The 20,882-nt window shown below is 59.6% G+C and carries 23 protein-coding genes; 17 read left to right on the forward strand and 6 right to left on the reverse strand.

The features are described from left to right. Positions 1–19 precede the first annotated feature (19 nt). Positions 20–388, reverse strand: coding sequence for a DUF6124 family protein (locus JFU37_RS14205; RefSeq protein ID WP_201115867.1), 369 nt, complete (start codon positions 386–388; stop codon positions 20–22). A 576-nt stretch (positions 389–964) separates the two neighbouring features. Between JFU37_RS14205 and JFU37_RS14210 the strand changes: the two genes are divergently transcribed. The 11 genes from JFU37_RS14210 (at position 965) to madM (ending at position 9,630) form a co-directional block, all read left to right on the forward strand. Further along, positions 965–1,594: a nucleotidyltransferase domain-containing protein gene (locus JFU37_RS14210; protein ID WP_201115868.1), complete on the forward strand. Its 630-nt coding sequence runs from the start codon at positions 965–967 to the stop codon at positions 1,592–1,594. Continuing rightward, positions 1,557–1,982, forward strand: a complete 426-nt coding sequence (locus JFU37_RS14215; protein ID WP_201115869.1) for a hypothetical protein — start codon at positions 1,557–1,559, stop codon at positions 1,980–1,982. The genes JFU37_RS14210 and JFU37_RS14215 overlap by 38 nt, the downstream gene beginning before the upstream one ends. Positions 1,983–2,371: 389 nt before the next feature. Then, positions 2,372–4,042, forward strand: coding sequence for a malonate decarboxylase subunit alpha (gene mdcA, locus JFU37_RS14220; protein ID WP_201115870.1), 1,671 nt, complete (start codon positions 2,372–2,374; stop codon positions 4,040–4,042). After that, positions 4,042–4,917 carry a triphosphoribosyl-dephospho-CoA synthase gene (locus JFU37_RS14225; protein ID WP_201115871.1) on the forward strand — a complete coding sequence of 292 codons (876 nt, stop codon included), beginning with the start codon at positions 4,042–4,044 and terminating at the stop codon, positions 4,915–4,917. The genes mdcA and JFU37_RS14225 overlap by 1 nt, the downstream gene beginning before the upstream one ends. Beyond that, positions 4,917–5,216: a malonate decarboxylase subunit delta gene (locus JFU37_RS14230; protein ID WP_201115872.1), complete on the forward strand. Its 300-nt coding sequence runs from the start codon at positions 4,917–4,919 to the stop codon at positions 5,214–5,216. The genes JFU37_RS14225 and JFU37_RS14230 overlap by 1 nt, the downstream gene beginning before the upstream one ends. Then, positions 5,209–6,060: a biotin-independent malonate decarboxylase subunit beta gene (locus JFU37_RS14235; protein ID WP_201115873.1), complete on the forward strand. Its 852-nt coding sequence runs from the start codon at positions 5,209–5,211 to the stop codon at positions 6,058–6,060. The genes JFU37_RS14230 and JFU37_RS14235 overlap by 8 nt, the downstream gene beginning before the upstream one ends. Further along, positions 6,057–6,860, forward strand: coding sequence for a biotin-independent malonate decarboxylase subunit gamma (gene mdcE, locus JFU37_RS14240; RefSeq protein ID WP_201115874.1), 804 nt, complete (start codon positions 6,057–6,059; stop codon positions 6,858–6,860). The genes JFU37_RS14235 and mdcE overlap by 4 nt, the downstream gene beginning before the upstream one ends. After that, a complete protein-coding gene (locus tag JFU37_RS14245) occupies positions 6,854–7,474 on the forward strand; it encodes a malonate decarboxylase holo-ACP synthase (protein WP_201115875.1) in 621 nt (206 codons plus the stop codon). The genes mdcE and JFU37_RS14245 overlap by 7 nt, the downstream gene beginning before the upstream one ends. Next, the gene (mdcH, locus tag JFU37_RS14250) at positions 7,471–8,382 is read left to right on the forward strand and encodes a malonate decarboxylase subunit epsilon (protein ID WP_201115876.1); all 912 of its coding nucleotides are present in this window, start codon (positions 7,471–7,473) and stop codon (positions 8,380–8,382) included. Before JFU37_RS14245 ends, mdcH begins: the two co-directional genes overlap by 4 nt. Positions 8,383–8,447: 65 nt before the next feature. Beyond that, complete coding sequence (gene madL / locus JFU37_RS14255) at positions 8,448–8,864, forward strand: malonate transporter subunit MadL (RefSeq protein WP_201115877.1); 417 nt, start codon at positions 8,448–8,450, stop codon at positions 8,862–8,864. Position 8,865: 1 nt separating this feature from the next. Beyond that, a complete protein-coding gene (madM, locus tag JFU37_RS14260; RefSeq protein WP_201115878.1) occupies positions 8,866–9,630 on the forward strand; it encodes a malonate transporter subunit MadM in 765 nt (254 codons plus the stop codon). A 113-nt stretch (positions 9,631–9,743) separates the two neighbouring features. Here the strand turns inward: madM and JFU37_RS14265 are convergent, their stop codons facing one another. Further along, positions 9,744–10,658 carry a LysR family transcriptional regulator gene (locus JFU37_RS14265; protein WP_201115879.1) on the reverse strand — a complete coding sequence of 305 codons (915 nt, stop codon included), beginning with the start codon at positions 10,656–10,658 and terminating at the stop codon, positions 9,744–9,746. Positions 10,659–10,924: 266 nt separating this feature from the next. Here JFU37_RS14265 and trhA point away from each other — a divergent pair, with 266 nt between their 5' ends. Next, on the forward strand, positions 10,925–11,542 hold the full coding sequence (gene trhA, locus JFU37_RS14270; RefSeq protein WP_201115880.1) for a PAQR family membrane homeostasis protein TrhA: 618 nt from the start codon (positions 10,925–10,927) through the stop codon (positions 11,540–11,542). 5 nt (positions 11,543–11,547) lie between these two features. Here the strand turns inward: trhA and JFU37_RS14275 are convergent, their stop codons facing one another. Further along, positions 11,548–12,456: a LysR family transcriptional regulator gene (locus JFU37_RS14275; RefSeq protein WP_201115881.1), complete on the reverse strand. Its 909-nt coding sequence runs from the start codon at positions 12,454–12,456 to the stop codon at positions 11,548–11,550. 107 nt (positions 12,457–12,563) lie between these two features. On the opposite strand from JFU37_RS14275, the gene JFU37_RS14280 reads away from it, so the two are divergent. From JFU37_RS14280 to JFU37_RS14290, 3 genes are read left to right on the forward strand one after another with little or no spacing between them, the layout of a single operon-like run. Beyond that, entirely contained in the window at positions 12,564–13,805 is a 1,242-nt protein-coding gene (locus JFU37_RS14280) for a D-amino acid dehydrogenase (protein ID WP_201115882.1), read from the forward strand. 18 nt (positions 13,806–13,823) lie between these two features. Continuing rightward, complete coding sequence (locus JFU37_RS14285; protein ID WP_201115883.1) at positions 13,824–14,174, forward strand: RidA family protein; 351 nt, start codon at positions 13,824–13,826, stop codon at positions 14,172–14,174. A 27-nt stretch (positions 14,175–14,201) separates the two neighbouring features. Continuing rightward, complete coding sequence (locus tag JFU37_RS14290; RefSeq protein WP_201115884.1) at positions 14,202–15,104, forward strand: transporter substrate-binding domain-containing protein; 903 nt, start codon at positions 14,202–14,204, stop codon at positions 15,102–15,104. Positions 15,105–15,252: 148 nt separating this feature from the next. Here JFU37_RS14290 and JFU37_RS14295 read toward each other — a convergent pair whose 3' ends face one another. Then, positions 15,253–15,972 (reverse strand): 16S rRNA (uracil(1498)-N(3))-methyltransferase, encoded by a 720-nt coding sequence (locus JFU37_RS14295; RefSeq protein WP_201115885.1) that lies wholly within the window; start codon positions 15,970–15,972, stop codon positions 15,253–15,255. Between the two features lie 149 nt (positions 15,973–16,121). Beyond that, positions 16,122–17,528 carry an adenosylmethionine--8-amino-7-oxononanoate transaminase gene (locus JFU37_RS14300; RefSeq protein WP_201115886.1) on the reverse strand — a complete coding sequence of 469 codons (1,407 nt, stop codon included), beginning with the start codon at positions 17,526–17,528 and terminating at the stop codon, positions 16,122–16,124. A gap of 223 nt (positions 17,529–17,751) precedes the next feature. Between JFU37_RS14300 and JFU37_RS14305 the strand changes: the two genes are divergently transcribed. Continuing rightward, complete coding sequence (locus tag JFU37_RS14305) at positions 17,752–19,512, forward strand: flavin monoamine oxidase family protein (protein WP_201115887.1); 1,761 nt, start codon at positions 17,752–17,754, stop codon at positions 19,510–19,512. 177 nt (positions 19,513–19,689) lie between these two features. After that, positions 19,690–19,899 (forward strand): hypothetical protein, encoded by a 210-nt coding sequence (locus JFU37_RS14310; protein WP_201115888.1) that lies wholly within the window; start codon positions 19,690–19,692, stop codon positions 19,897–19,899. 22 nt (positions 19,900–19,921) lie between these two features. Here JFU37_RS14310 and JFU37_RS14315 read toward each other — a convergent pair whose 3' ends face one another. After that, a complete protein-coding gene (locus tag JFU37_RS14315; protein ID WP_242485727.1) occupies positions 19,922–20,473 on the reverse strand; it encodes a hypothetical protein in 552 nt (183 codons plus the stop codon). Positions 20,474–20,882: the final 409 nt, after the last annotated feature.

A 20,882-nucleotide genomic window follows, 5' to 3' on the forward strand; every position in this document is an offset into this window, starting at 1 on the left:
GTTCACACAGGCCTCACTGCTAAACCTTGCCCTGAGCCAACGCCTCATGATTATCCAGCGCCCGCTCCACCAACAACTGCACGCCATCGGCCATTCGGCTGAGCGCCAAGGCTACCGAGCGGCGTGAGCCTTCCACATCGTCCGCCAAATCGGCCGCAATGGCACTGATGGACAGCAGGTCTTCAGAGGCATTGGCCAGAAGGGCTTCGGTATCGATATCGGGAGCGACGGTGAAGAGCTGGAATTTGCGGGGTTTGGCTGGTTTTTCGTCAGCCGGAGGGAAGTAGTGGGCGAAGGCGCGGTCGGCGGCTTCCTTGTATTGTTCGGCTTCGAGGGATGCTTCGGCGTCAGTGCCGGATTCCGGGGGGTTGGGAGTAACTTTGAACATAGTGAATCTCCGCGTAAAGAGTTTCAGCTGCGCCATTCGGTTACCAGGCGAAGGGGTGGCAGCTGTACGCGGGCTGGAAACCCGGGGTGCGGATAACCCGGCAGACACTAAGGTCTCCCGCGCACAACCGCCATAACGGAGTGCACACAATAAAGGTGCGCAAGCATACGTTAAGAAAGGCGCTTTTGCGTTATCTACACCTCGGGTTTCCAGGCCCGGTCGCTGAATTGGCAGCGACACCCCAAACGATAAAGATCAGCGCAAAAGCCCACCAGTCGGCGGGTTCCGGCATTGTTGTAGGCAGCGACGCCAGGATTTGTAGCCTCTCACCGTTCCTGTGGACAAATGTTTAAACACAAATCCTCAGGCAGTCGAACCTCCCTGTGGCGAGGGGGCTTGCCCCCGTTCGGCTGCGCAGCAGTCGTAAAACCATTGCATGCGGTGTACCTGATACACCTCGGTTGCAGGTTTTGGGGCTGCTTCGCAACCCAACGGGGGCAAGCCCCCTCGCCACAGGGTTGAAGATTCCCAAAAAGGGACCTATCGTTCCCTTTTTGGGACTCATCGGTTGTCACTGTGAAAAACCTTTCCCTCAGCGAAGCCTTGTTCACGACCACTCAGCAAAGAGTGCTGGGCTTGTTGTTTGGCAAACCCGACCGAAGTTTTTACGCCAACGAGATCGCCCGCTGGGCTCAAGTGGGTAAAGGCAGCCTCATGCGCGAGCTGGATCGGTTGCAGCAGGCAGGCGTGCTGACCCTGACCCGTCAGGGCAATCAGACCCACTATCAAGCCAATCCCGATTGCCCGATCTATACCGAACTGTTGGGCATCGCCCGTAAAACCTTTGGTATTGCCGAGCCTCTACGTCAGGCGCTCCAACCCTTTGCCGAACAGATCACCTGGGCATTTGTGTACGGCTCTATCGCCAAGGATCAGGCAAACGCATCCAGTGACATTGATCTCATGCTGATCAGCGAAGGCCTGCACTACAGTGACGTGATGGAGCGGCTTATGCCTCTGGAGGAGCAATTAGGCCGCGTCCTCAACCCGACGCTCTACACCCCCGACGACTGGGCCGCAAAACTGGCGGCAGAAAACAGTTTTGTCGTGCGAGTAGCGCAGCAGGACAAGATCAATCTGATGGGAGAAAACCCTTTGGAGTCCAAGGATGGGCAGCAACGAGAATCTGGAAAACCTGTTACGTAGCGGTGGACTGAAAGCCGAGCCGCCGGATCGCAAGGAATGCGAAGGGCTGATGCGTTCGGCTGTGGATCGATTGAAAGATGCGCAAAACTCTTCGCTTTCCTTCGCGAGTCGTTTCGATCTGGCTTACAACGCTGCCCATTCCCTTGCACTGACCGCTCTTCGCTTGTGTGGCTACCGTTCAGACAAGCGATATCTGGTGTTCCAGTGCCTGGTTCATACGGCTGATATTGGCAAAGTGCAGGTTCGGCTATTTGCCTTGTGTCATGAGCGACGAAACCTGGCGGAGTACGAAGGCTACATGGATGAAGATGAGGCGTTGTTGGCGCAGTTACTGGAAAGCACTGCGCAGCTTCTGATTCGGGTGCAGCAGCAGATGACTGGGCTGTAGTGCTTCGCCACTGAAAACTGCGGTGATTGTTCTGGCCCCATCGCGAGCAGGCTCGCTCCCACAAGGTTTTGTGTACGCCACAGATCCAATGTGGGAGCGAGCTTGCTCGCGATGGCGCCAGGAGCGTCGGCGAGGATCGGGTGCAGCTGACCGGGCTGTAGTGTTCCGTCATTGAAAACTGCGGTGATTGTCTGGCCCCTTCGCGAGCAGGCTCGCTCCCACAGGGTTTTGTGTGCGCCACAGAACCAATGTGGGAGCGAGCCTGCTCGCGAAGACGTCGGCAATGGCAACCATTACCCTGACCGTAACGATCCACCGCTCTGCTTGATTGATGCCCCCACCCAACACTCCTAAGGTGACCCCCACGACAGCGAACCCGTGGAGTGGTCATGACAACAACAATATCCCCCGACTCGCGATGGACGCGACGGCGCAGCGAAAAGCAGCGGCGTCTGGCGTTGGTCAAGGGCCTGGCCGACGGTGTGGTATTGCCCACCGACAAGATCGTGGCGGCGCTAGAGGCGTTGATCCTGCCCGGCGACCGAGTGGTGCTGGAGGGCAACAACCAGAAGCAGGCGGATTTCCTCTCCCGCTCACTGGTCAAGGCTGACCCGGCGAAGCTGCATGACCTGCACATGATCATGCCCAGCGTTGGCCGCGCGGAGCACCTGGACCTGTTCGAACGCGGCATCGCCCGCAAGCTCGACTTCTCCTTCGCCGGTGCCCAGAGTCTGCGCATCAGCCAATTGCTGGAAGATGGTGTGCTGGAGATCGGCGCGATCCACACCTACATCGAGCTCTATGCGCGACTGGTGGTCGATTTGATCCCCAACGTGGTGCTCTCGGCCGGTTTCATGGCCGACCGGGCCGGCAACATCTATACCGGCCCGAGCACTGAAGACACCCCGGCGTTGATTGAGCCGGCCGCTTTCAGCGACGGCATCGTCATCGTTCAGGTCAATCAACTGGTGGACGACGTCAGCGAACTGCCCCGCGTCGACATTCCCGCCTCCTGGGTCGATTTTGTGGTGGTGGCGGACAAGCCGTTCTATATCGAACCGCTCTTTACCCGCGACCCTCGGCACATCAAACCTGTGCACGTGCTGATGGCGATGATGGCGATCCGCGGAATCTACGAAAAACACAACGTTCAGTCCCTGAATCACGGCATCGGTTTCAACACCGCTGCTATCGAACTGATCCTGCCGACCTACGGTGAATCCCTCGGGCTCAAAGGCAAGATCTGCCGCAACTGGACGCTCAATCCTCATCCAACCCTGATTCCGGCCATCGAAAGCGGTTGGGTCGAAAGCGTGCATTGCTTCGGGACCGAACTGGGGATGGAAAACTACATCGCCGCCCGGCCTGATGTGTTCTTCACCGGCCGCGACGGCTCCCTGCGGTCCAACCGGATGTTCAGTCAACTGGCCGGGCAATACGCGGTGGACCTGTTCATCGGCGCCACCCTGCAAGTCGACGGCGACGGCCATTCCTCCACCGTGACTCGCGGCCGCCTGGCCGGTTTTGGTGGTGCGCCGAACATGGGCCACGACCCGCGCGGTCGTCGCCACAGCACGCCGGCCTGGCTCGACATGCGTCACGACGATGCACCCGAACCGATGCTCGAACGCGGCAAAAAACTGGTGGTGCAAATGGTCGAGACCTTCCAGGAGGGCGGTAAACCGACCTTCGTCGAAACCCTCGACGCGATCGAAGTGGCGAAGAAAAGCGGCATGCCGCTGGCGCCAATCATGATCTATGGCGACGACGTCACCCACCTGTTGACCGAAGAAGGCATCGCCTATTTGTACAAGGCCCGTTCGCTGGAAGAGCGCCAAGCCATGATCGCCGCCGTCGCTGGAGTGACCGTCATCGGCCTGCGGCATAACCCGAAAGACACCGCGCGCATGCGCCGTGAAGGCTTGATCGCCTTGCCCGAAGACCTCGGAATCCGCCGCACCGACGCCACCCGCGAATTGCTCGCCGCCAAAAGCGTGGCCGATCTGGTCGAGTGGTCCGGTGGCCTCTACAACCCGCCCGCCAAGTTCAGGAGCTGGTAATGCACGCCTTTAACCTGCAACCGAAAACCTTAACGCTGGCCGAACGGCTGGCGGACCTGGCGGTGGACGCGCTAATCGATGAAGCGGACCTGTCGCCAAAACCGGCGTTGGTCGACCGTCGTGGCAATGGCGCACACACCGATTTACACCTGGGGCTGATGCACGCTTCGGCGCTGGCGCTGTGGCCGGCGTTCAAGGAAATGGCGGAAGCGGCCATTGAGTTCGGTGAAGTCGGTGTGCCGCTGCGAGAAGCCATTGGGCGCATTGGCCGGGAAGGGGAGCAAGACATGCTCGCCACCACCGGTGGAGTGAACACACACCGTGGCGCAATTTGGGCCTTGGGCCTGTTGGTGGCCGCTGTCGCGCTGGCGCCTGAATCCGCTGCCGCAAGCGCTATCACGCTGCGCGCCGCACGCCTGGCGTTGCTTGATGACCGCTACGCGCCGCGTTCACTGAGTCATGGCGCCCTGGTCGCGCAACGTTACGGCGCACGCGGTGCCCGTGAAGAAGCGCAGCTCGGGTTCCCGGCGGTGATTCAACGTGCGCTGCCACAACTCAAACGCAGCCGCGCTGCCGGTCATGGCGAGCAGAACGCCCGGCTCGATGCCTTGCTGGCGGTGATGACCCAACTGGCCGACACCTGCGTGCTCTACCGCGCGGGTGAACACGGCCTGCAAACGATGCAACTGGGCGCCAAAGCGGTGCTCGATGCGGGTGGCAGCGCCAGCCTTGCCGGTCGCCGTCGTTTGCATGAGCTGGACCAACAATTAATCGCGTTGAATGCCTCGCCCGGCGGCGCTGCGGACTTACTTGCGGCCTGCCTGTTCATCGACCGTGTCGAGTCGGCAGATGGCATCACCCAGGGAGCGTTTTGATGGAAACTTTATCCTTTGAATTCCCCGCCGGGCAGCCGCCACGCGGTCGCACGCTGGTGGGTTGTGTCGGCTCGGGCGATCTGGAAGTGATGATCGAGCCGGGCCAGGCCGGCAAGCTGACCATCAATGTGCAGACCTCGGTCAACGGCGCCGAACAACGCTGGCAGCATCTGTTTGCGCGAATGTTCGACGGCCAGACGCCGCCTGCGATGGTCATCGATATCCACGATTTCGGCGCCACGCCGGGCGTGGTGCGTCTGCGACTGGAGCAAGGCTTTGAGGAGATCGGCCATGACTGACAGCGCAGCGCTCCTCCATAAACATAGCTTCGTCGAACTCGGCGCCCGGCAACGAGCAAGAGCCCTGCTCGACGCCGGTACTTTCCGCGAATTGCTCGACCCGTTTCAACGCGTCATGTCGCCATGGCTCTCACGCCAAGGCGTGGTGCCGCAAGCCGATGACGGCGTGGTCATCGCCAAAGGCAGCCTTGGCGGTTTGCCCGTGGTGATCGCCGCCATTGAAGGCGCGTTCCAGGGCGGCAGCCTCGGTGAAGTCGGCGGTGCGAAGATTGCCGGTGCACTCGAGCTGGCGGCTGAAGACAACCGTAACGGCATTCCAACCCGCGCCGTGTTGCTACTGGAAACCGGCGGCGTGCGTTTGCAGGAAGCCAACCTGGGGCTGGCGGCGATTGCCGATATTCATGCGGCGATTGTCGATCTGCGCCAATACCAGCCCGTCGTGGGTGTGGTGGCCGGCAGCGTGGGTTGTTTTGGCGGGATGTCGATTGCCGCTGGGTTGTGCAGTTATTTGCTGGTGACCCAGGAAGCACGACTTGGCTTGAACGGCCCGCAAGTGATCGAACAGGAAGCCGGTCTTGAGGAATACGACTCCCGCGACCGGCCTTTCATCTGGAGCCTGACGGGTGGCGAGCAACGTTTCGCCAGCGGTTTGGTAGACCGATACGTCGCCGACGATGTGGCGCAGATTCAACAGCAGGTCAGCGAATTGCTCCACCAGGGTTTGCCGGCGCAACAACGCAGCCGTCAGGCCGACCTATTTCTGCAACGGCTGGCCCGTCTGGATGCCGAGCCACAAATCGACCCGGCGACGGTTCGCGATCTGTATCAAGGAGAGCGCTCATGAGTTCGTATTCCCTGAGAGGTTTGAACTGGTTCAACGCCTTGAGTGCGGCGGCGAAACCAGTGGAGGGCTTGCCGGCTTCGTTGAAGGTGGCCGACGGCGTATTGGGTGACCAGCCTGTTCGGTTCATCGCGGTGGTGGCTGATCCCGGCAACCGTTTCATCCGCGCTCGCAATGGCGAGGTCGGTTTGCTGGAAGGTTGGGGATTGGCCAAGGCTGTGGATGAAGTCATCGCTGCGGATAACGATAAGCCGCACAAACGTGCCTTGATCGCTATCGTCGACGTACCCAGTCAGGCTTATGGTCGACGCGAAGAAGCCCTCGGCATTCATCAGGCATTGGCCGGCGCGGCGGACAGTTATGCCCGCGCCCGACTGGCCGGCCACGCGGTGATTGGTTTGCTGGTGGGCAAGGCGATGTCCGGGGCATTTCTGGCGCATGGTTATCAGGCCAACCGATTGATTGCCCTGCGCAATCCGGGCGTGATGGTGCATGCGATGGGCAAGGCTTCAGCGGCGCGGGTGACCTTGCGCAGTATCGAAGAGCTGGAAGCGTTGGCGGCCAGTGTGCCGCCGATGGCGTATGACATCGAAAGCTACGCGAGCCTCGGTTTGCTCTGGGAAACCCTGTCGGTGGAACAGATTGAGCAACCGACGGCGGGCGATGTGGCGCGGGTGACTGAATGCCTGAATCAGGCGATTGATGAGGTAGCCGCAAGCGGTCGCGATTTGAGCAGCCGCCTGGGCGCTACCAATCGCGCGGCGTCCAGCAAGGTTCGCCAACTATTGAGAGCGCAGTGGTGAACACGTTTCTGGCCCACGACCTGCTCTGGGGGATGACGCTGGAGCAGTTGCCGGTGGACGCGCCTTTGTGGGTGATCGCGTCGATCAGCGCGGGTCAGCCGGTGGTGGTTCGGCGTGCGTTGAGTACGCCGGACCACGTCGCGGTCGGGGTGCGTGGGCGGGGGCGTGAACAGCGTTATGCCGCGCTGATGTCGATCGCTTCGATTTCGCGTCGCGTCACACCGGAAGAACTGTGTCAGGTCTCGATCGATCGGGACTTGCCGGTCGTGCATGCCCTCCATCAATTGCGGCCGATGCTCGATGCCTGCGGTTGGGCGTGGGGTGTCAGCGGCAGCGCCGGGTTTGAATTGGCCTGCGGTGTTCATGCCTTGCACGAGGGCAGCGATCTCGATCTGATTTTACGCACGCCACAACCGCTGGAACGGTCGCGGGCGCAGGGATTGGTGAAGGTGCTCGATACGGCGGGGTGCCAGGTGGACATGCAGTTACAGACGCCATTTGGCGCCGTCGCGCTGCGCGAATGGGCCAGCCCTGCACGTCGGGTGTTGCTGAAAAATGCCACTCAAGCCTGCCTGGTCATTGATCCGTGGAACCCGCAGGAGTACGCAGCGTGAGCAGTCTGCTGGTGTTCCCCGGCCAAGGCGCGCAACAGCCGGGTATGCTCCATCGTTTACCTCGCGAGACGCTGATCGAGGCGAGTGATGTCCTCGGGGAAGACGCTTTACGGCTGGACTCTGCCGAGGCGTTGAAGTCGACTCGGGCGGTTCAGCTGTGCCTGTTGATTGCCGGTGTGGCGGCTTCACGCCAGTTATCCATGGCGCCGGATTACGTCGCGGGATTGTCCATCGGTGCCTATCCAGCAGCGGTGGTTGCCGGCGCCTTGAGCTTCCGCGACGCGCTGCATCTGGTCAGCCTGCGCGGTGAGTTGATGCAACAGGCTTATCCACAGGGCTACGGCATGACCGCGATCATCGGCCTGGAACTGGCGGTGGTAGAGGAATTGCTGGCGCAGGTTCACAGCCTCGACACACCGGTTTACCTGGCCAACATCAATGCCGGTAACCAGGTGGTGATCGCCGGAAGCGACGGTGCGATGAACGCAGTTGCCGAGTTGGCGAAAAGTCGCGGCGCCGGCCTGGCAAAACGCTTGGCGGTCAGTGTGCCGTCGCATTGTCCTTTGTTGGAGTCGCCTGCCAAATCCCTGGCTGAAGCCTTTAACGCGGTGCAGTTGAACACGCCGACACTGGGTTACCTGAGCGGCAGTCGTGCCCGGCCCATCATCAACACTGAAGCCTTGCGTGACGACCTGGCCTTCAACATGTGCCGCGTCGTCGATTGGCGCGGCACCGTACAAAGTGCTTACGAGCGCGGCGTACGTCTACAAATCGAACTGCCGCCCGGCGCGGTGCTGACCGGGCTGGCGCGCCGGGTGTTCGAGCAGGGCACCGTGATTGCCTTTGACGGTGCGCGAATCGATACCTTGCAGGCGCTGTTGCGTGAGGAGGGAAGCCGCCAACCCTAGACCCGCGACTCAGGCCTTCGAACAACAAAAACAATATTCGACGATGCACTTTGAGGACTACAACAATGATTATTTACGGTGTGGCGCTGTTGGCGATTTGTACGCTGGCAGGGGTGATCATGGGTGACGCTCTTGGCGTATTGCTGGGTGTGAAATCAAACGTTGGCGGCGTCGGGATCGCGATGATCCTGTTGATCTGCGCGCGGTTGTGGATGCAAAAGCGTGGCGGCATGACCAAGGATTGCGAGATGGGCGTTGGTTTCTGGGGCGCCATGTACATTCCGGTCGTGGTCGCGATGGCCGCGCAACAGAACGTTGTGACGGCACTGCACGGCGGACCGGTGGCGGTACTGGCGGCGATGGGTTCGGTGGTGATTTGCGGCTGCACCATTGCCTTGATCAGCCGGACCCACAAAGGCGAACCGTTGCCCGATGAACCGGCGGAAACAACGCCGGTCGGCACGCCAGTAGGAGGTCGCTGATATGTGGGATCTCATCGAGAAAGGTCTGGTCAATAACAGTCTGGTCACTGCGTTCGCCTTCGTCGGCGTGATCATGTGGGTGTCGGTGGTGCTGTCCAAACGCCTGACGTTCGGGCGGATTCACGGCTCGGCGATTGCCATCGTCATCGGGTTGGTGTTGGCCTGGGTTGGCGGGACGATGACTGGCGGGCAAAAAGGCCTGGCGGATCTGTCGCTGTTTTCCGGTATCGGGTTGATGGGCGGCGCGATGCTGCGTGACTTTGCGATCGTCGCCACGGCGTTCGAAGTGCAGGCCACCGAAGCGAAAAAGGCTGGGTTGATCGGCGCGATTGCGCTGCTGCTGGGCACGATTCTGCCGTTCATTGTCGGGGCGAGTATTGCCTGGGCGTTCGGCTATCGCGATGCGGTAAGCATGACCACTATCGGCGCGGGCGCGGTGACTTACATCGTCGGGCCGGTGACGGGCGCGGCGATTGGTGCCAGTTCGGATGTGGTGGCGTTGTCGATTGCCACCGGGTTGATCAAGGCGATTTTTGTGATGGTGGGGACACCGATGGCGGCGCGCTGGATGGGGCTGGATAACCCACGTTCGGCGATGGTGTTTGGCGGGCTGGCCGGGACGGTGAGTGGTGTGACCGCCGGGTTGGCAGCGACGGATCGGCGGTTGGTGCCTTATGGCGCGTTGACGGCGACGTTCCATACCGGGCTTGGGTGCTTGCTTGGGCCATCGTTGTTGTACTTCATTGTTCGCGGGATTGTGGGATAGGCCGCTGGATTTTCACTGCATGTTCTGGCGCCTTCGCGAGCAAGCCCGCTCCCACATTGGAATGTATTCTCCTGTGGGAGCGGGCTTGCTCGCGAAGGGCGCGCCCCGGTCTGTCAGGCCTGGCGATTGGCATACATCCGACACTCCGCCAGCAACGCCAGCAAGTTCGGGTCCCGCTCCTTGGCCTTCAAGAACACCACCCCAATGTGCTGCTTCAACCGGTACCGTTCCTGCAACGGAATCAGCTTCACCCGGTTCTCATATACCGCTGCAATTCTGCCGGGCAGCAACGCATAACCCACACCCGAGCTGACCATGCTCAGCAGGGTGAAGATGTCGTTGACCTGCATGGCCACCTTTGGCTCAAACCCCGCCTGCTTGAATACCCGATTGCTATCCTGGTGCGTGGCGAAGCCCTGAGTCAGGGTGATGAACGTCTCGTCGCGCACTTCGGCCAGGTCAACTTCAGTGCGTTGGGCAAAGGTCGAATCCGCCGGGGCCGCGAGAAAGATGTCATCGGAAAACAGCGGAATCTGCTCGCAATCCGGGTCGTTTACGCTGTCGTCCAGCGACACCAGGATCGCGTCGACTTCCATGTTCTTGAGCTTGTAGAACAGGTCGAAATTCGACCCCAGGATCAGGTCGATATTCAGTTCGCTGCGGCGGATTTTCAGGCCCATGATCAGCTGCGGCACGGTCTTCACCGTCAGTGAATACAGCGACCCCAGCTTGAAGCGTTCAGCCGAGAACCCGGCCGCTTCACGCGTCAGGCGCACCGTTTCGACCACGTCCTGAATCAGCTTCTGCGCCCGCTCTTCCAGCACATAAGCGCTCTCCAGTGGCGTCAGGTTGCGGCCTTCGTGTTTGAACAGCGGGCAACGCAGGGCGCTCTCCAGAGAGTGGATAGCGCGGTGCACGCTGACGTTGCTGGTCTGCAACTCGGCGGCGGCCCGGGCCAGATTGCCGGTGCGCATGAAGGCCAGGAACACCTCGAGCTTTTTCAGGGTCAACTCTTCGTCGATCAACATGGGGCGGACTCTTATTCGAATGGCTCGATTGTGCACGGTATACACGGACCTTTGTAGGAGCTGCCGAAGGCTGCGATCTTTTGATCTTGATCTTCGGCATTTTCAACGACCCTAAAAATCAAGATCAAAAGATCGCAGCCTTCGGCAGCTCCTACAGTGCGAGAGTCCGCCAGTCCGATGGGGGATTTGTGTTCTGAAACATTGCGCTTTTACGCTTGAGGCCTGAGCCTTGCGCACTGTTGTGTTGGATTTTGAGGGAGCAGCACATGTATCACGGGGAAAAATTGAACGCCTGGACGCATTTGGTCGGGGCAGTGGCGGCGTGCGTCGGGGTGGTCTGGATGCTGGTAATCGCCAGCATCGACGGCAGTCCGTGGAAAATCGTCAGCGTGGCGATTTACGGTTTTACCTTATTGGTGCTGTACAGCGCGTCGACCGTTTACCACAGCGTGCGCGGGCGCAAAAAAGCGATCATGCAAAAGGTCGATCACTTTTCGATCTACTTGTTGATTGCCGGCAGCTACACGCCGTTTTGCCTGGTGACGTTGCGCGGGCCGTGGGGCTGGACGTTATTCGGAATTGTCTGGGGGCTGGCGCTGATCGGTATCCTGCAAGAGATCAAACCGCGTTCGGAAGCGCGGATTCTGTCGATCGTGATTTACGCGGTGATGGGCTGGATCGTGTTGGTAGCGGTCAAGCCGTTACTGGCGGCCTTGGGCAGCACCGGGTTTGCCTGGCTGGCGTCGGGCGGGGTTTTGTACACCGTCGGCATCATCTTTTTTGCCCTCGATCATCGCCTGCGGCATGCGCACGGGATCTGGCATTTGTTCGTGATTGCCGGGAGTTTGCTGCACTTTGTGGCGATTATGTTTTATGTCCTTTGAGGCCTTTACGGGATCAAGCGATCCAGTTGCGCCTGCGCCCGTCGGCTGAACACTTGCAACAAGTCGCTCAAGGTATGGGGCGGCGGTTCGTCGGCGCGGATTACCGCATATAAAGTGATCGGTAACGCTGGCGCCAGAGGCCTAATCGCCGTGGTGGCCGGGGATGCGCCGAGCGCGGTAAACGGATCGATCACTGCCAGCCCGGCACCGGATTCAACCATCGCCCGCGCGAGCGAATAGGTCTGTACGGCGATGCTTACCCGAGGTGGCGGATCGACTGCCTCAAGGTAGCTGTCGAGTCTGGCCGCCAGCGGGTCGGCGCTGGACAGTCCGATCAGCGGCGCACCGGCCAGTTCGCTCAACGGTAGCGGTTGACCAAGGCTGTCATCGGCCCAATAACCGGTCGGCGCCAGCGCCACCAACATCCCGCGGGCCAGCACTTGTGCCTTCAGGCCGGGATGATCGGGTGGTTGCAAGGTCAGCGCGATATCGACTTCGCGCATCAACAAATTCTGCATCAGCTCACGGCTGTGGGCGCTGGACAGTTCGCAGGCAATTTCCGGGTAGCGCTGCGTCCATTCGTTGATTGTCGGCGGCAGTAACGACAAGGCCAGCGCCGGGATGGCGCCGATCCGGACACTGTGGCCCGGCTCGCGGCGCAGGCTCTGGGCCAGACGTCGCACGCCTTGCAGGCTTTCGGTGACCTTGTCGACCTCGCGCTCAAGCTCCAGCGCTTCAGGCGTAGCCTGCAATTTACCGCGCACTCGCAGGAATAACGCAAAGCCCAGTTGCTGTTCGGCGTGCTGCAGAACTTTGCTCACCGCCGGCTGCGACACGTGTAGCAACTGCGCGGCGCCACTGACCGAGCCGGTCTGGCGAATAGCCTGGAAAATCTCGATATGTCGCAATCGCATGGCAAGTCCATAACCTTTGTTTATGGGATAGCCATCTTTATGCATTGTTCAACGCCTGTCACCTGGTCCTAACCTGAGGCCTGCTTCAACAACGGTTAAGGACAGACATGGCTCAGCGAGTTTGCATCATCGGAGGGGGCGTCATCGGATTGACGACAGCTTATGCACTGGTGCGAGAAGGCATTGACGTGACGCTGATCGAGTCGCGGGATTCCCTGGGCAGCGAGACCAGTTTCGCCAACGGCGGCCAGTTGTCCTACCGTTACGTCGCGCCCCTGGCCGATGCAGGCGTGCCGTTGCAGGCGCTTGGCTGGATGCTGCGCGGTGACTCGCCACTGAAGCTGCGTCCGCGCCTGGACCCGGCGCAATGGCGCTGGATGGCGTCCTTTCTGGCAGCCTGCCGTCGCTCGGTGAATCAGCGCAATAGCGCGCACCTGCTGCGTCTGGCGCTGCTGAGCCAGTCCACGCTGCAAGGCTGGCGCGACGAAGACCGCCTCGACGGTTTCGACTGGCGGCGCAACGGCAAACTGGTGACATTTCGTGAAACCGTCAGTTTTGAACATGCTCGCCATAGCCGGGCCGATCCACGACAGCAGCACGTGCTGTCGCGGGCCGAATGCGCGCAGTTAGAGCCTGCACTCGCCGAGGCGCCGTTTGTGGGCGCGATTTATACCCCCGATGAAGAAGTCGCCAATTGCCATGCTTTCTGCCAGCAACTGCTGGCTCGGCTCCAGGCGTCGGGGCGTTGCGAGTTTTTGCTGGGGCGCAAGGTCACCGGCATTCGCCACACGAACGGCGCGGTGCAGGCCATAGAAATGGGTTCGCAGGTGCTGCCGGTCGAGCAACTGGTGATTGCCGCCGGTCATCGCAGTCCGGCGCTGGCGTTACCGGGCATGAACCTGCCGCTGTATCCGCTCAAGGGCTACAGCCTGACCTTGCCCATCCGCGCCGAACACCGCGCGCCGGACCTGAGCATCACCGATTACAACCGCAAGATCGTTTACGCCCGCATCGGTGACCAACTGCGCGTGGCGGCGATGGTCGACATTGTTGGTTTCGACCCGGCGCTCGACCCCAAACGTCTGGCGCTGATCAAGCGCCAGGCGCAGGAAACCTTGCCCAATGCCGGCGATTACGACGCCGTCATCGAATGGGCCGGCATGCGCCCGGCCACCCCCAGCGGCGTGCCGTTGATCGGGGCCACGGCGTACCGCAACCTGTGGCTCAACCTCGGTCATGGCGCCCTGGGTTTTACCCTGGCCTGTGGCAGCGCCCGGTTGCTCAGCGAGTTGATCGCCCGGCGCACACCTTCAATCGAAATGCAGGGCCTCGCCCCCCGCGTCGCCTGACTTGAAAAGGAAAAACCGATGAGCATCAACCGTATCAACAGCAACAGCCGCCTTTCTGGTGCGGTGACTTATGGCGATCTGGTGTTTCTCTCGGGACAGGTTCCAGGTGACAGCGCCGACGTCACCGGCCAAACCGCCGAAGTACTGGCGAAAATCGATGCGTTGTTGGCCGAAGCTGGCAGCGACAAGGATCATCTGCTCAACGCGACCATTTACCTGAACGACATTGGCCGCGATTTCGCCGCCATGAACGAGGTCTGGTCGCGGTGGTTGTCGCCGGGTCAGGCGCCGACCCGCACCACCTTGCAGGCGCAGCTGGCCCGTCCAGAGGTTCTGGTGGAAATCACCGTGATTGCCGCCCGCCGCTAATCGACTGACCCACAACGGAGAATAACAATGCAAAAAATCACGTTGATCGGCTGCACCCTCGGCCTGCTGCTCGCCAGCCAGGTCCAGGCCAACGAAGCGCCGCTGACCGGCACGCTGAGCAAGGTTGCCAATGCCAAGAGCATCACGCTGGGCTATCGCGACGCGTCGGTGCCGTTCTCCTATGTGGGTGATCACACGGGGCAACCGATGGGATATTCGGTCGATCTGGCGAGCAAGATTGTCGAGCGTATCAAACAAAAACTTGAGCTGCCGGATCTGAAGGTGAAGTACAACCTGGTGACCTCGCAAACGCGTATTCCGCTGGTGCAGAACGGCACTGTCGACCTTGAATGCGGTTCAACGGGCGTGACTGCCGAGCGCATGCAGCAAGTGGCGTTTTCCTACGGGTTTATTTATGTGAAGGGGCAATTGCTCACGGCGAAGGACAGCGGCATTAAGAGTTTCGCCGACCTGCGCGGCAAGAACGTTGTGACCACCGCTGGCACCACCAACGAGCGGTTTCTCAAGAGCTACAACATCGATCACAAAGTCGATATGTTCGTGATCAGTGCCAAGGACCACGGTGAAGCCTTCCAGATGTTGCAATCCGGCCGGGCGGTGGCGTTCTATATGGACGACGCGCTGCTCTACGGTGAGCGCGCCAAGGCCCGCGATCCGCATAACTGGGTGGTGGTTGGTGAGGAGCAATCGCGAGAAATCTACAGCTGCATGGTGCGCAAGGATGATCCGCAATTCCTGGCGCTGGTCAACGGCGCGTTGGGCGAGTTGTATCGCTCAGGAGAAATCAACAGCATCTACCAGCGTTGGTTCGAACAACCGATCCCACCGAAAGGTCTGAATCTTGAGTTCCCGATGACCAGCGAACTCAAGGCGATCATTGCTAAACCGGTGAGTGATCCGGTGCAATAGTTCCTGGAGGATCGTCCCCGCGTAGAGGGGGGGAAGGATCAGGCGCTGTTTTATGTCCTGTAGACCGCGTCGCGGCCATTCGCGAGCAAGCCCGCTCCCACATTGGAACGCGTACACCTGTGGGAGCGGGCTTGCTCGCGAAGGCGCATTAGAAGTCGCCCCAAAGCTGCTGGGCCACCGCCAATGCCACCACCGGCGCGGTCTCTGTGCGCAACACGCGAGGACCGAGGCGGGCGGCATGGAAACCGTTAGCCTTGGCCTGATCAACCTCAGCCTCCGACAACCCACCTTCAGGCCCGATCAAAAACGCCAACGTCGCCGGTTTCGCATGACTCACCAACGGCTCAGCCACCGGATGCAGCACCAGCTTCAACTCAGCGTCCGACTGCTTCAACCAGTCCGCCAACAGCAGCGGCGGATGAATCACCGGCACCCGTGAACGCCCGCATTGCTCGCATGCGCTGATCGCCACCTGACGCCAGTGCATCAGGCGTTTGTCGGCCCGCTCGTCCTTCAAGCGGACTTCGCAGCGATCGCTGAAGATCGGGGTGATTTCAGTCACGCCCAGTTCGGTGGCTTTCTGAATGGCCCAGTCCATCCGCTCGCCGCGGGACAGGCCTTGGCCGAGATGGATCGCAAGCGTCGACTCGACCTGGCCGGCGAAGCTTTCATCGATTTGCACCACGACGCGCTTCTTGCCCACTTCCACCAGGGTGGCGCGGAATTCATGGCCCGAGCCGTCGAACAGCTGCAACGCGTCGCCCTCGGCCATGCGCAACACGCGGCTGATGTAATGGGCCTGGGCCTCGGGCAACTCGTGTTCGCCAGTGCTCAAGGGGGCGTCGATAAAGAAGCGGGACAGTCTCATGCGGGGTCTCTGGAAAGTGTTAATCATCTGAATCGGTGCCGACTTCATTCGCGAGCAAGCCCGCTCCCACAGGGTATACGCGGTCAACTGTGGGAGCGGGCTTGCTCGCGAAGGTGGCCCAGGCACCAAAGTAGCTCAAGTGAAATCAATCAGCCCGGATCACGGAAACCCGGATGGAAGTCCTTCGGTACCGACACACTGACGCTGTCACGGGTCGCGATGTCGATGCCTTCGCTGGCCACTTCGGCCAGAAAGTCGATCTGCTCCGGGGTGATCACGTACGGCGGCAGGAAATACACGACGCTGCCCAACGGACGAAGTAAAGCACCTCGCTCCAATGCATGCTGGAACACCTTCAAGCCGCGACGTTCCTGCCACGGATACGCTTCCTTGGTGGCCTTGTCCTTGACCATCTCGATGGCCAGCACCATGCCGGTCTGACGGACTTCCGACACGTTCGGATGATCCACCAGATGCGCGGTGGCGGTGGCCATGCGCTGGGCCAGAGCCTTGTTGTTCTCGATGACGTTGTCTTCTTCGAAGATATCCAGCGTCGCCAGTGCTGCCGCGCAGGCCAGCGGATTGCCGGTGTAGCTGTGCGAGTGCAGGAAGGCGCGCAGGGTCGGGTAGTCGTCGTAGAACGCGCTGTAGACATCGTCGGTCGTCACGCACGCCGCCAGCGGCAGGTAACCGCCAGTCAGGGCCTTGGACAGGCAGAGGAAGTCCGGGCGGATGCCGGCCTGCTCGCAGGCGAACATCGTGCCGGTACGGCCGAAGCCGACGGCGATCTCGTCATGGATCAGGTGCACGCCGTAGCGGTCGCAGGCTTCACGCAGCAGCTTCAGATACACCGGATGATACATGCGCATGCCGCCAGCGCCCTGGATCAGCGGTTCGACGATCACGGCCGCGACGGTGTCGTGGTGCTCGGCCAGGGTCTGTTCCATGGCGGCGAACATATGCCGCGAATGGTCTTCCCAGCTCATGCCCTCGGGGCGCAGGTAGCAATCCGGACTGGGCACCTTGATGGTGTCCAGTAGCAGCGCCTTATAGGTTTCAGTGAACAGCGGCACGTCGCCCACCGACATCGCCGCCATGGTCTCGCCGTGGTAGCTGTTGGTCAGGGTGACGAAGCGCTTCTTGTTCGGTTGACCGCGATTGAGCCAGTAGTGAAAGCTCATTTTTAGCGCGACTTCGATGCAGGACGAGCCGTTATCGGCGTAGAAGCATCGAGTCAGGCCTTCCGGAGTCATTTTTACCAGGCGCTCGGACAGCTCGATCACCGGCTGATGGCTGAAGCCGGCCAGGATCACGTGCTCCAACTGATCGACCTGATCCTTGATGCGCTGGTTAATGCGTGGATTGGCATGGCCAAACACGTTGACCCACCAGGAGCTGACGGCGTCGAGGTAGCGTTTACCTTCGAAGTCTTCCAGCCACACGCCTTCACCGCGCTTGATCGGGATCAACGGCAGCTGTTCGTGGTCTTTCATCTGGGTGCAGGGATGCCACAACACCGCGAGATCGCGTTCCATCCACTGTTTATTCAGGCCCATTTTCTGTCTCCTCGAGGCTACCCGCGATGTAAGCGGTTAAACAATCGCGCAAGCCTATGCAATGCATCGCGCGGGGACAACCCATTGCGTCGATTGAGCTACTTTGTATAGGTCGATAGACGTTGCTGGCGGCCTTTTGATGGCTGACGTATTCTTCGCGGTTCTTTGAGTCGTCTGACTCGCAAAACCGTATTTTCCTACGTGTATTTCCGGAGTTCGCTGAATGTCTGCTGGTTGGCTGCGCGCCTGTGCGCTGGTGATGTTAGGGCTGTTCAGCGTGTCTGCGCTGGCCAAGGATAAAACTGCGATCGTGATCGGCGGCGGGCTGTCTGGCCTGACTGCTGCTTATGAGCTGCAGAACAAAGGCTGGCAGGTCACCCTGCTGGAAGCCAAACCGAGCATGGGTGGTCGCTCCGGCATGGCCACCAGTGAGTGGATCGGCAACGATAAGACTCAACCGGTGCTGAACAAGTACGTCTCGACGTTCAAGCTGAGCACTACGCCAGCCCCTGAATTCGTACGGACCCCGAGCTACCTGATCGATGGCGAGTACTTCACCGCCGCCGATCTGGCGACCAAGCAACCGGCCACGGCCGACGCGCTCAAGCGCTACGAAAAGACCCTGGATGATCTGGCGCGCTCGATCGACGATCCGCAGAACCCGGCCGCCAATAGCACGCTGTTCGCCCTGGACCAGGTCACTGTGTCCAGCTGGCTTGATCGTCTGAACCTGCCAGCGACGGCCCGTCAGCTGGTGAATCAGCAAATTCGTACCCGTTATGACGAACCTTCGCGCCTGTCGCTGCTGTACTTCGCACAGCAGAGCCGTGTTTATCGTGGCGTCTCTGACCGTGACCTGCGCGCTTCGCGTCTGCTCGGTGGCAGCCCGGTGTTGGCCCAAGCCTTCGTTAAACAGCTGAAAACCATCAAGACCAACGCCCCGGTTTCGTCCATTACTCAGGACAAGGACGGCGTGACCGTCAAAGTCGGTAGCGTTGGCTATCAGGCTGACTATGTCGTCGTGGCCGTGCCTTTGCGCGCATTGAGCAAGATCCAGATGACCCCGTCGCTGGATGCCCAGCACATGGGCGCCATCAAAGGCACCAACTACGGTTGGCGCGACCAGATCATGCTGAAGTTCAAAACGCCCGTGTGGGAAAGCAAGGCACGGATGACCGGCGAGATCTACAGCAACGCCGGTCTCGGCATGTTGTGGGTTGAGCCAGCCTTGAAAGGCGGCGCCAACGTGGTGATCAACCTGTCCGGCGATAATGCCCGGGTGATGCAGGCCTTCGGCGACAAGCAGCTGGTCGATCAGGTGTTGATCCGCCTGCACACGTTTTATCCACAGGCTCGCGGTGCGTTCACCGGTTATGAAATCCGCCGCTACAGCACCGACCCTTCGATGGGCGGCGCTTACCTGGCCTTTGGCCCGGGGCAGATCAGCAAGTACTGGCGCTTGTGGGAACGCCCACTGCAACGTGTAACCTTTGCTGGCGAACACACCGACACCTTGTACCCTGGCACCCTCGAAGGCGCTCTGCGCACCGGTCAACGTGCGGCCAGTCAGGTTGAAGACCTGGCGGCAGGCAAGTCGTTTGAACCGGCGAAGGTTGTTCCGGCAGCGACCGTTGCGGCGGCGGGCGCAGTGGCAGCGAAGAAAGGTAATTTCTTCAGCAACCTGTTCAGCGGCTCGGATGACGATAAGAAACCGGAACCGGTCAAGGCGCCTGAACCAGTAGCTCCGGCCCCTGCACCAGCACCGGCTCCGACACCTGCACCCGCGCCGGTCGAAGCTCCAATGCCTGCTGAGCCGGTGAAAGCCGAGCCAGCTAAAAAGTCCACGGCCAAAGCTGCGGCGAAGAAACCGGCAGCCAAGACCGAGGCGAAAAAAGCCCCGGCCAAGGCTCCGGCGAAAAAGGCTGAACCGGCGAAGAAACCAGCAGCCAAACCGGCGGCGACCACTGAGACCACTGCTCAGTAACGTTCAGGCGTAAAAAAGCGCGGCCCAAGGGCCGCGCTTTTTTTTGCTCATTTATCAAGCATGAGACATCTCGGCTTTGCCTGTGCGCATTGGGCTCGTGCAATCCACAATATCGGTCCTACACGCTTCAGCGATATATCAGAGGCTTCCCACAAAGTAATCGGAAAGAAACGATATATGACGGCTGACTTAAAATTCTATGCTCTTCAAAAAATTGGAGGGCGTATGAAAGCATTAGCAGCAATAGTTGTATTGATAGCACTTTCTGGTTGTGAAAATGGCCATTTTTTTCCTAAAGGATATAACCAAGAGCTGGCCTATAAATGCGATATAGATCCGTACAGTCCCGATTGCTTACAGCCGCCTCCAGTATTCAAAGGTCCTTAGATGACTAAGGCATATATCATAATTAGAGTGGGCCTAATGAGAACTTCCATTCATGAATCTTTGTGCCCGTCGGTAGCACTTTGACAAAATGTTCGCTTGGCTTTGGAATACGACCAGGGACGAATCCAAAGCGAGCCCAGCACAGATTTCCCGTGCGCTGATCGTAAATGACCAAATTCCCATCATCTTGAATAACCATACATGTGTTGTACCAAAGCGACTTATCAATGCTATGAGTGCTTTCAGCGATCCATAAACGCCTTCTGGACGGATCATAAAGAAAGCCATTATTGCTTATCGAAAATTTCAGAGGTTCACGCATTTTTTTCTGATACAAGGTTCTGCTATAAATCTGATTGCCATCTGCAATCCAGACTACAGCCTCCCCATCCTTGATGACCAAATTTCCATCAGCTTGCAATACCAATCGAAATCGCCCGTTCACGGACGTAAGGTAGTGCCCCGGCGACATCGTTTGATTGGGAGGCAGCACCGGCGTGCCACTTGCTTGAAACGGGGTATATGTAATAGCCATGTATTTTTCACCTTGACCAATGAGTTGTTGAGCGCTCATTCAATCAAGTTCAAATACGGAAATGGCCGTACATATGTATTACATGGCATAAATATTGGCGAAACACGCTCTTGGTAGCAGCTGGCGAAGCCTGCGTTCGGCTGCGCAGCAGTCGTAAAACCTGTGCGCGCGGTCTTCCTGAAACACCACATCGCCTGATTTCACGACTGCTGCGCAGCCGAACGCAGGCTTCGCCAGCTGCTACAGATCGCGTTTGGCTTAACTGACAGGCAAGGGCCGCGCTTTTTTTGCCTAGAGAAAAACCTGAGCAGAAAATCGAATAAACCTTTTGATACAGGTGTTCTTTGGTTTGTATTCACTTTTTTTCACAATTTGGCGCCTTTAATCTTTCCTTAACTCAGCCATTTCAGACTCTTGATCGTATTTCTCGATATTTCAAAGCGAAATT

Origin of the sequence: Pseudomonas sp. TH41, from assembly GCF_016650695.1 — a bacterium.
Classification (GTDB): domain Bacteria; phylum Pseudomonadota; class Gammaproteobacteria; order Pseudomonadales; family Pseudomonadaceae; genus Aquipseudomonas.

What these genes read in the sequence shown, in the direction of transcription:
- JFU37_RS14235 (WP_201115873.1), top strand. Translation starts at nt 5,209, where the DNA reads ATGACTGACAGCGCAGCGCTCCTCCATAAACATAGCTTCGTCGAACTC.
- mdcA (WP_201115870.1), top strand. Translation starts at nt 2,372, where the DNA reads ATGACAACAACAATATCCCCCGACTCGCGATGGACGCGACGGCGCAGC.
- JFU37_RS14285 (WP_201115883.1), top strand. Translation starts at nt 13,824, where the DNA reads ATGAGCATCAACCGTATCAACAGCAACAGCCGCCTTTCTGGTGCGGTG.
- JFU37_RS14265 (WP_201115879.1), bottom strand. Translation starts at nt 10,658, where the DNA reads ATGTTGATCGACGAAGAGTTGACCCTGAAAAAGCTCGAGGTGTTCCTG.
- JFU37_RS14280 (WP_201115882.1), top strand. Translation starts at nt 12,564, where the DNA reads ATGGCTCAGCGAGTTTGCATCATCGGAGGGGGCGTCATCGGATTGACG.
- JFU37_RS14315 (WP_242485727.1), bottom strand. Translation starts at nt 20,473, where the DNA reads ATGAGCGCTCAACAACTCATTGGTCAAGGTGAAAAATACATGGCTATT.
- madM (WP_201115878.1), top strand. Translation starts at nt 8,866, where the DNA reads ATGTGGGATCTCATCGAGAAAGGTCTGGTCAATAACAGTCTGGTCACT.
- JFU37_RS14205 (WP_201115867.1), bottom strand. Translation starts at nt 388, where the DNA reads ATGTTCAAAGTTACTCCCAACCCCCCGGAATCCGGCACTGACGCCGAA.
- JFU37_RS14275 (WP_201115881.1), bottom strand. Translation starts at nt 12,456, where the DNA reads ATGCGATTGCGACATATCGAGATTTTCCAGGCTATTCGCCAGACCGGC.
- JFU37_RS14295 (WP_201115885.1), bottom strand. Translation starts at nt 15,972, where the DNA reads ATGAGACTGTCCCGCTTCTTTATCGACGCCCCCTTGAGCACTGGCGAA.
- JFU37_RS14310 (WP_201115888.1), top strand. Translation starts at nt 19,690, where the DNA reads ATGACGGCTGACTTAAAATTCTATGCTCTTCAAAAAATTGGAGGGCGT.
- mdcE (WP_201115874.1), top strand. Translation starts at nt 6,057, where the DNA reads ATGAGTTCGTATTCCCTGAGAGGTTTGAACTGGTTCAACGCCTTGAGT.
- JFU37_RS14225 (WP_201115871.1), top strand. Translation starts at nt 4,042, where the DNA reads ATGCACGCCTTTAACCTGCAACCGAAAACCTTAACGCTGGCCGAACGG.
- JFU37_RS14305 (WP_201115887.1), top strand. Translation starts at nt 17,752, where the DNA reads ATGTCTGCTGGTTGGCTGCGCGCCTGTGCGCTGGTGATGTTAGGGCTG.
- JFU37_RS14215 (WP_201115869.1), top strand. Translation starts at nt 1,557, where the DNA reads ATGGGCAGCAACGAGAATCTGGAAAACCTGTTACGTAGCGGTGGACTG.
- JFU37_RS14300 (WP_201115886.1), bottom strand. Translation starts at nt 17,528, where the DNA reads ATGGGCCTGAATAAACAGTGGATGGAACGCGATCTCGCGGTGTTGTGG.
- madL (WP_201115877.1), top strand. Translation starts at nt 8,448, where the DNA reads ATGATTATTTACGGTGTGGCGCTGTTGGCGATTTGTACGCTGGCAGGG.
- JFU37_RS14230 (WP_201115872.1), top strand. Translation starts at nt 4,917, where the DNA reads ATGGAAACTTTATCCTTTGAATTCCCCGCCGGGCAGCCGCCACGCGGT.
- JFU37_RS14290 (WP_201115884.1), top strand. Translation starts at nt 14,202, where the DNA reads ATGCAAAAAATCACGTTGATCGGCTGCACCCTCGGCCTGCTGCTCGCC.
- trhA (WP_201115880.1), top strand. Translation starts at nt 10,925, where the DNA reads ATGTATCACGGGGAAAAATTGAACGCCTGGACGCATTTGGTCGGGGCA.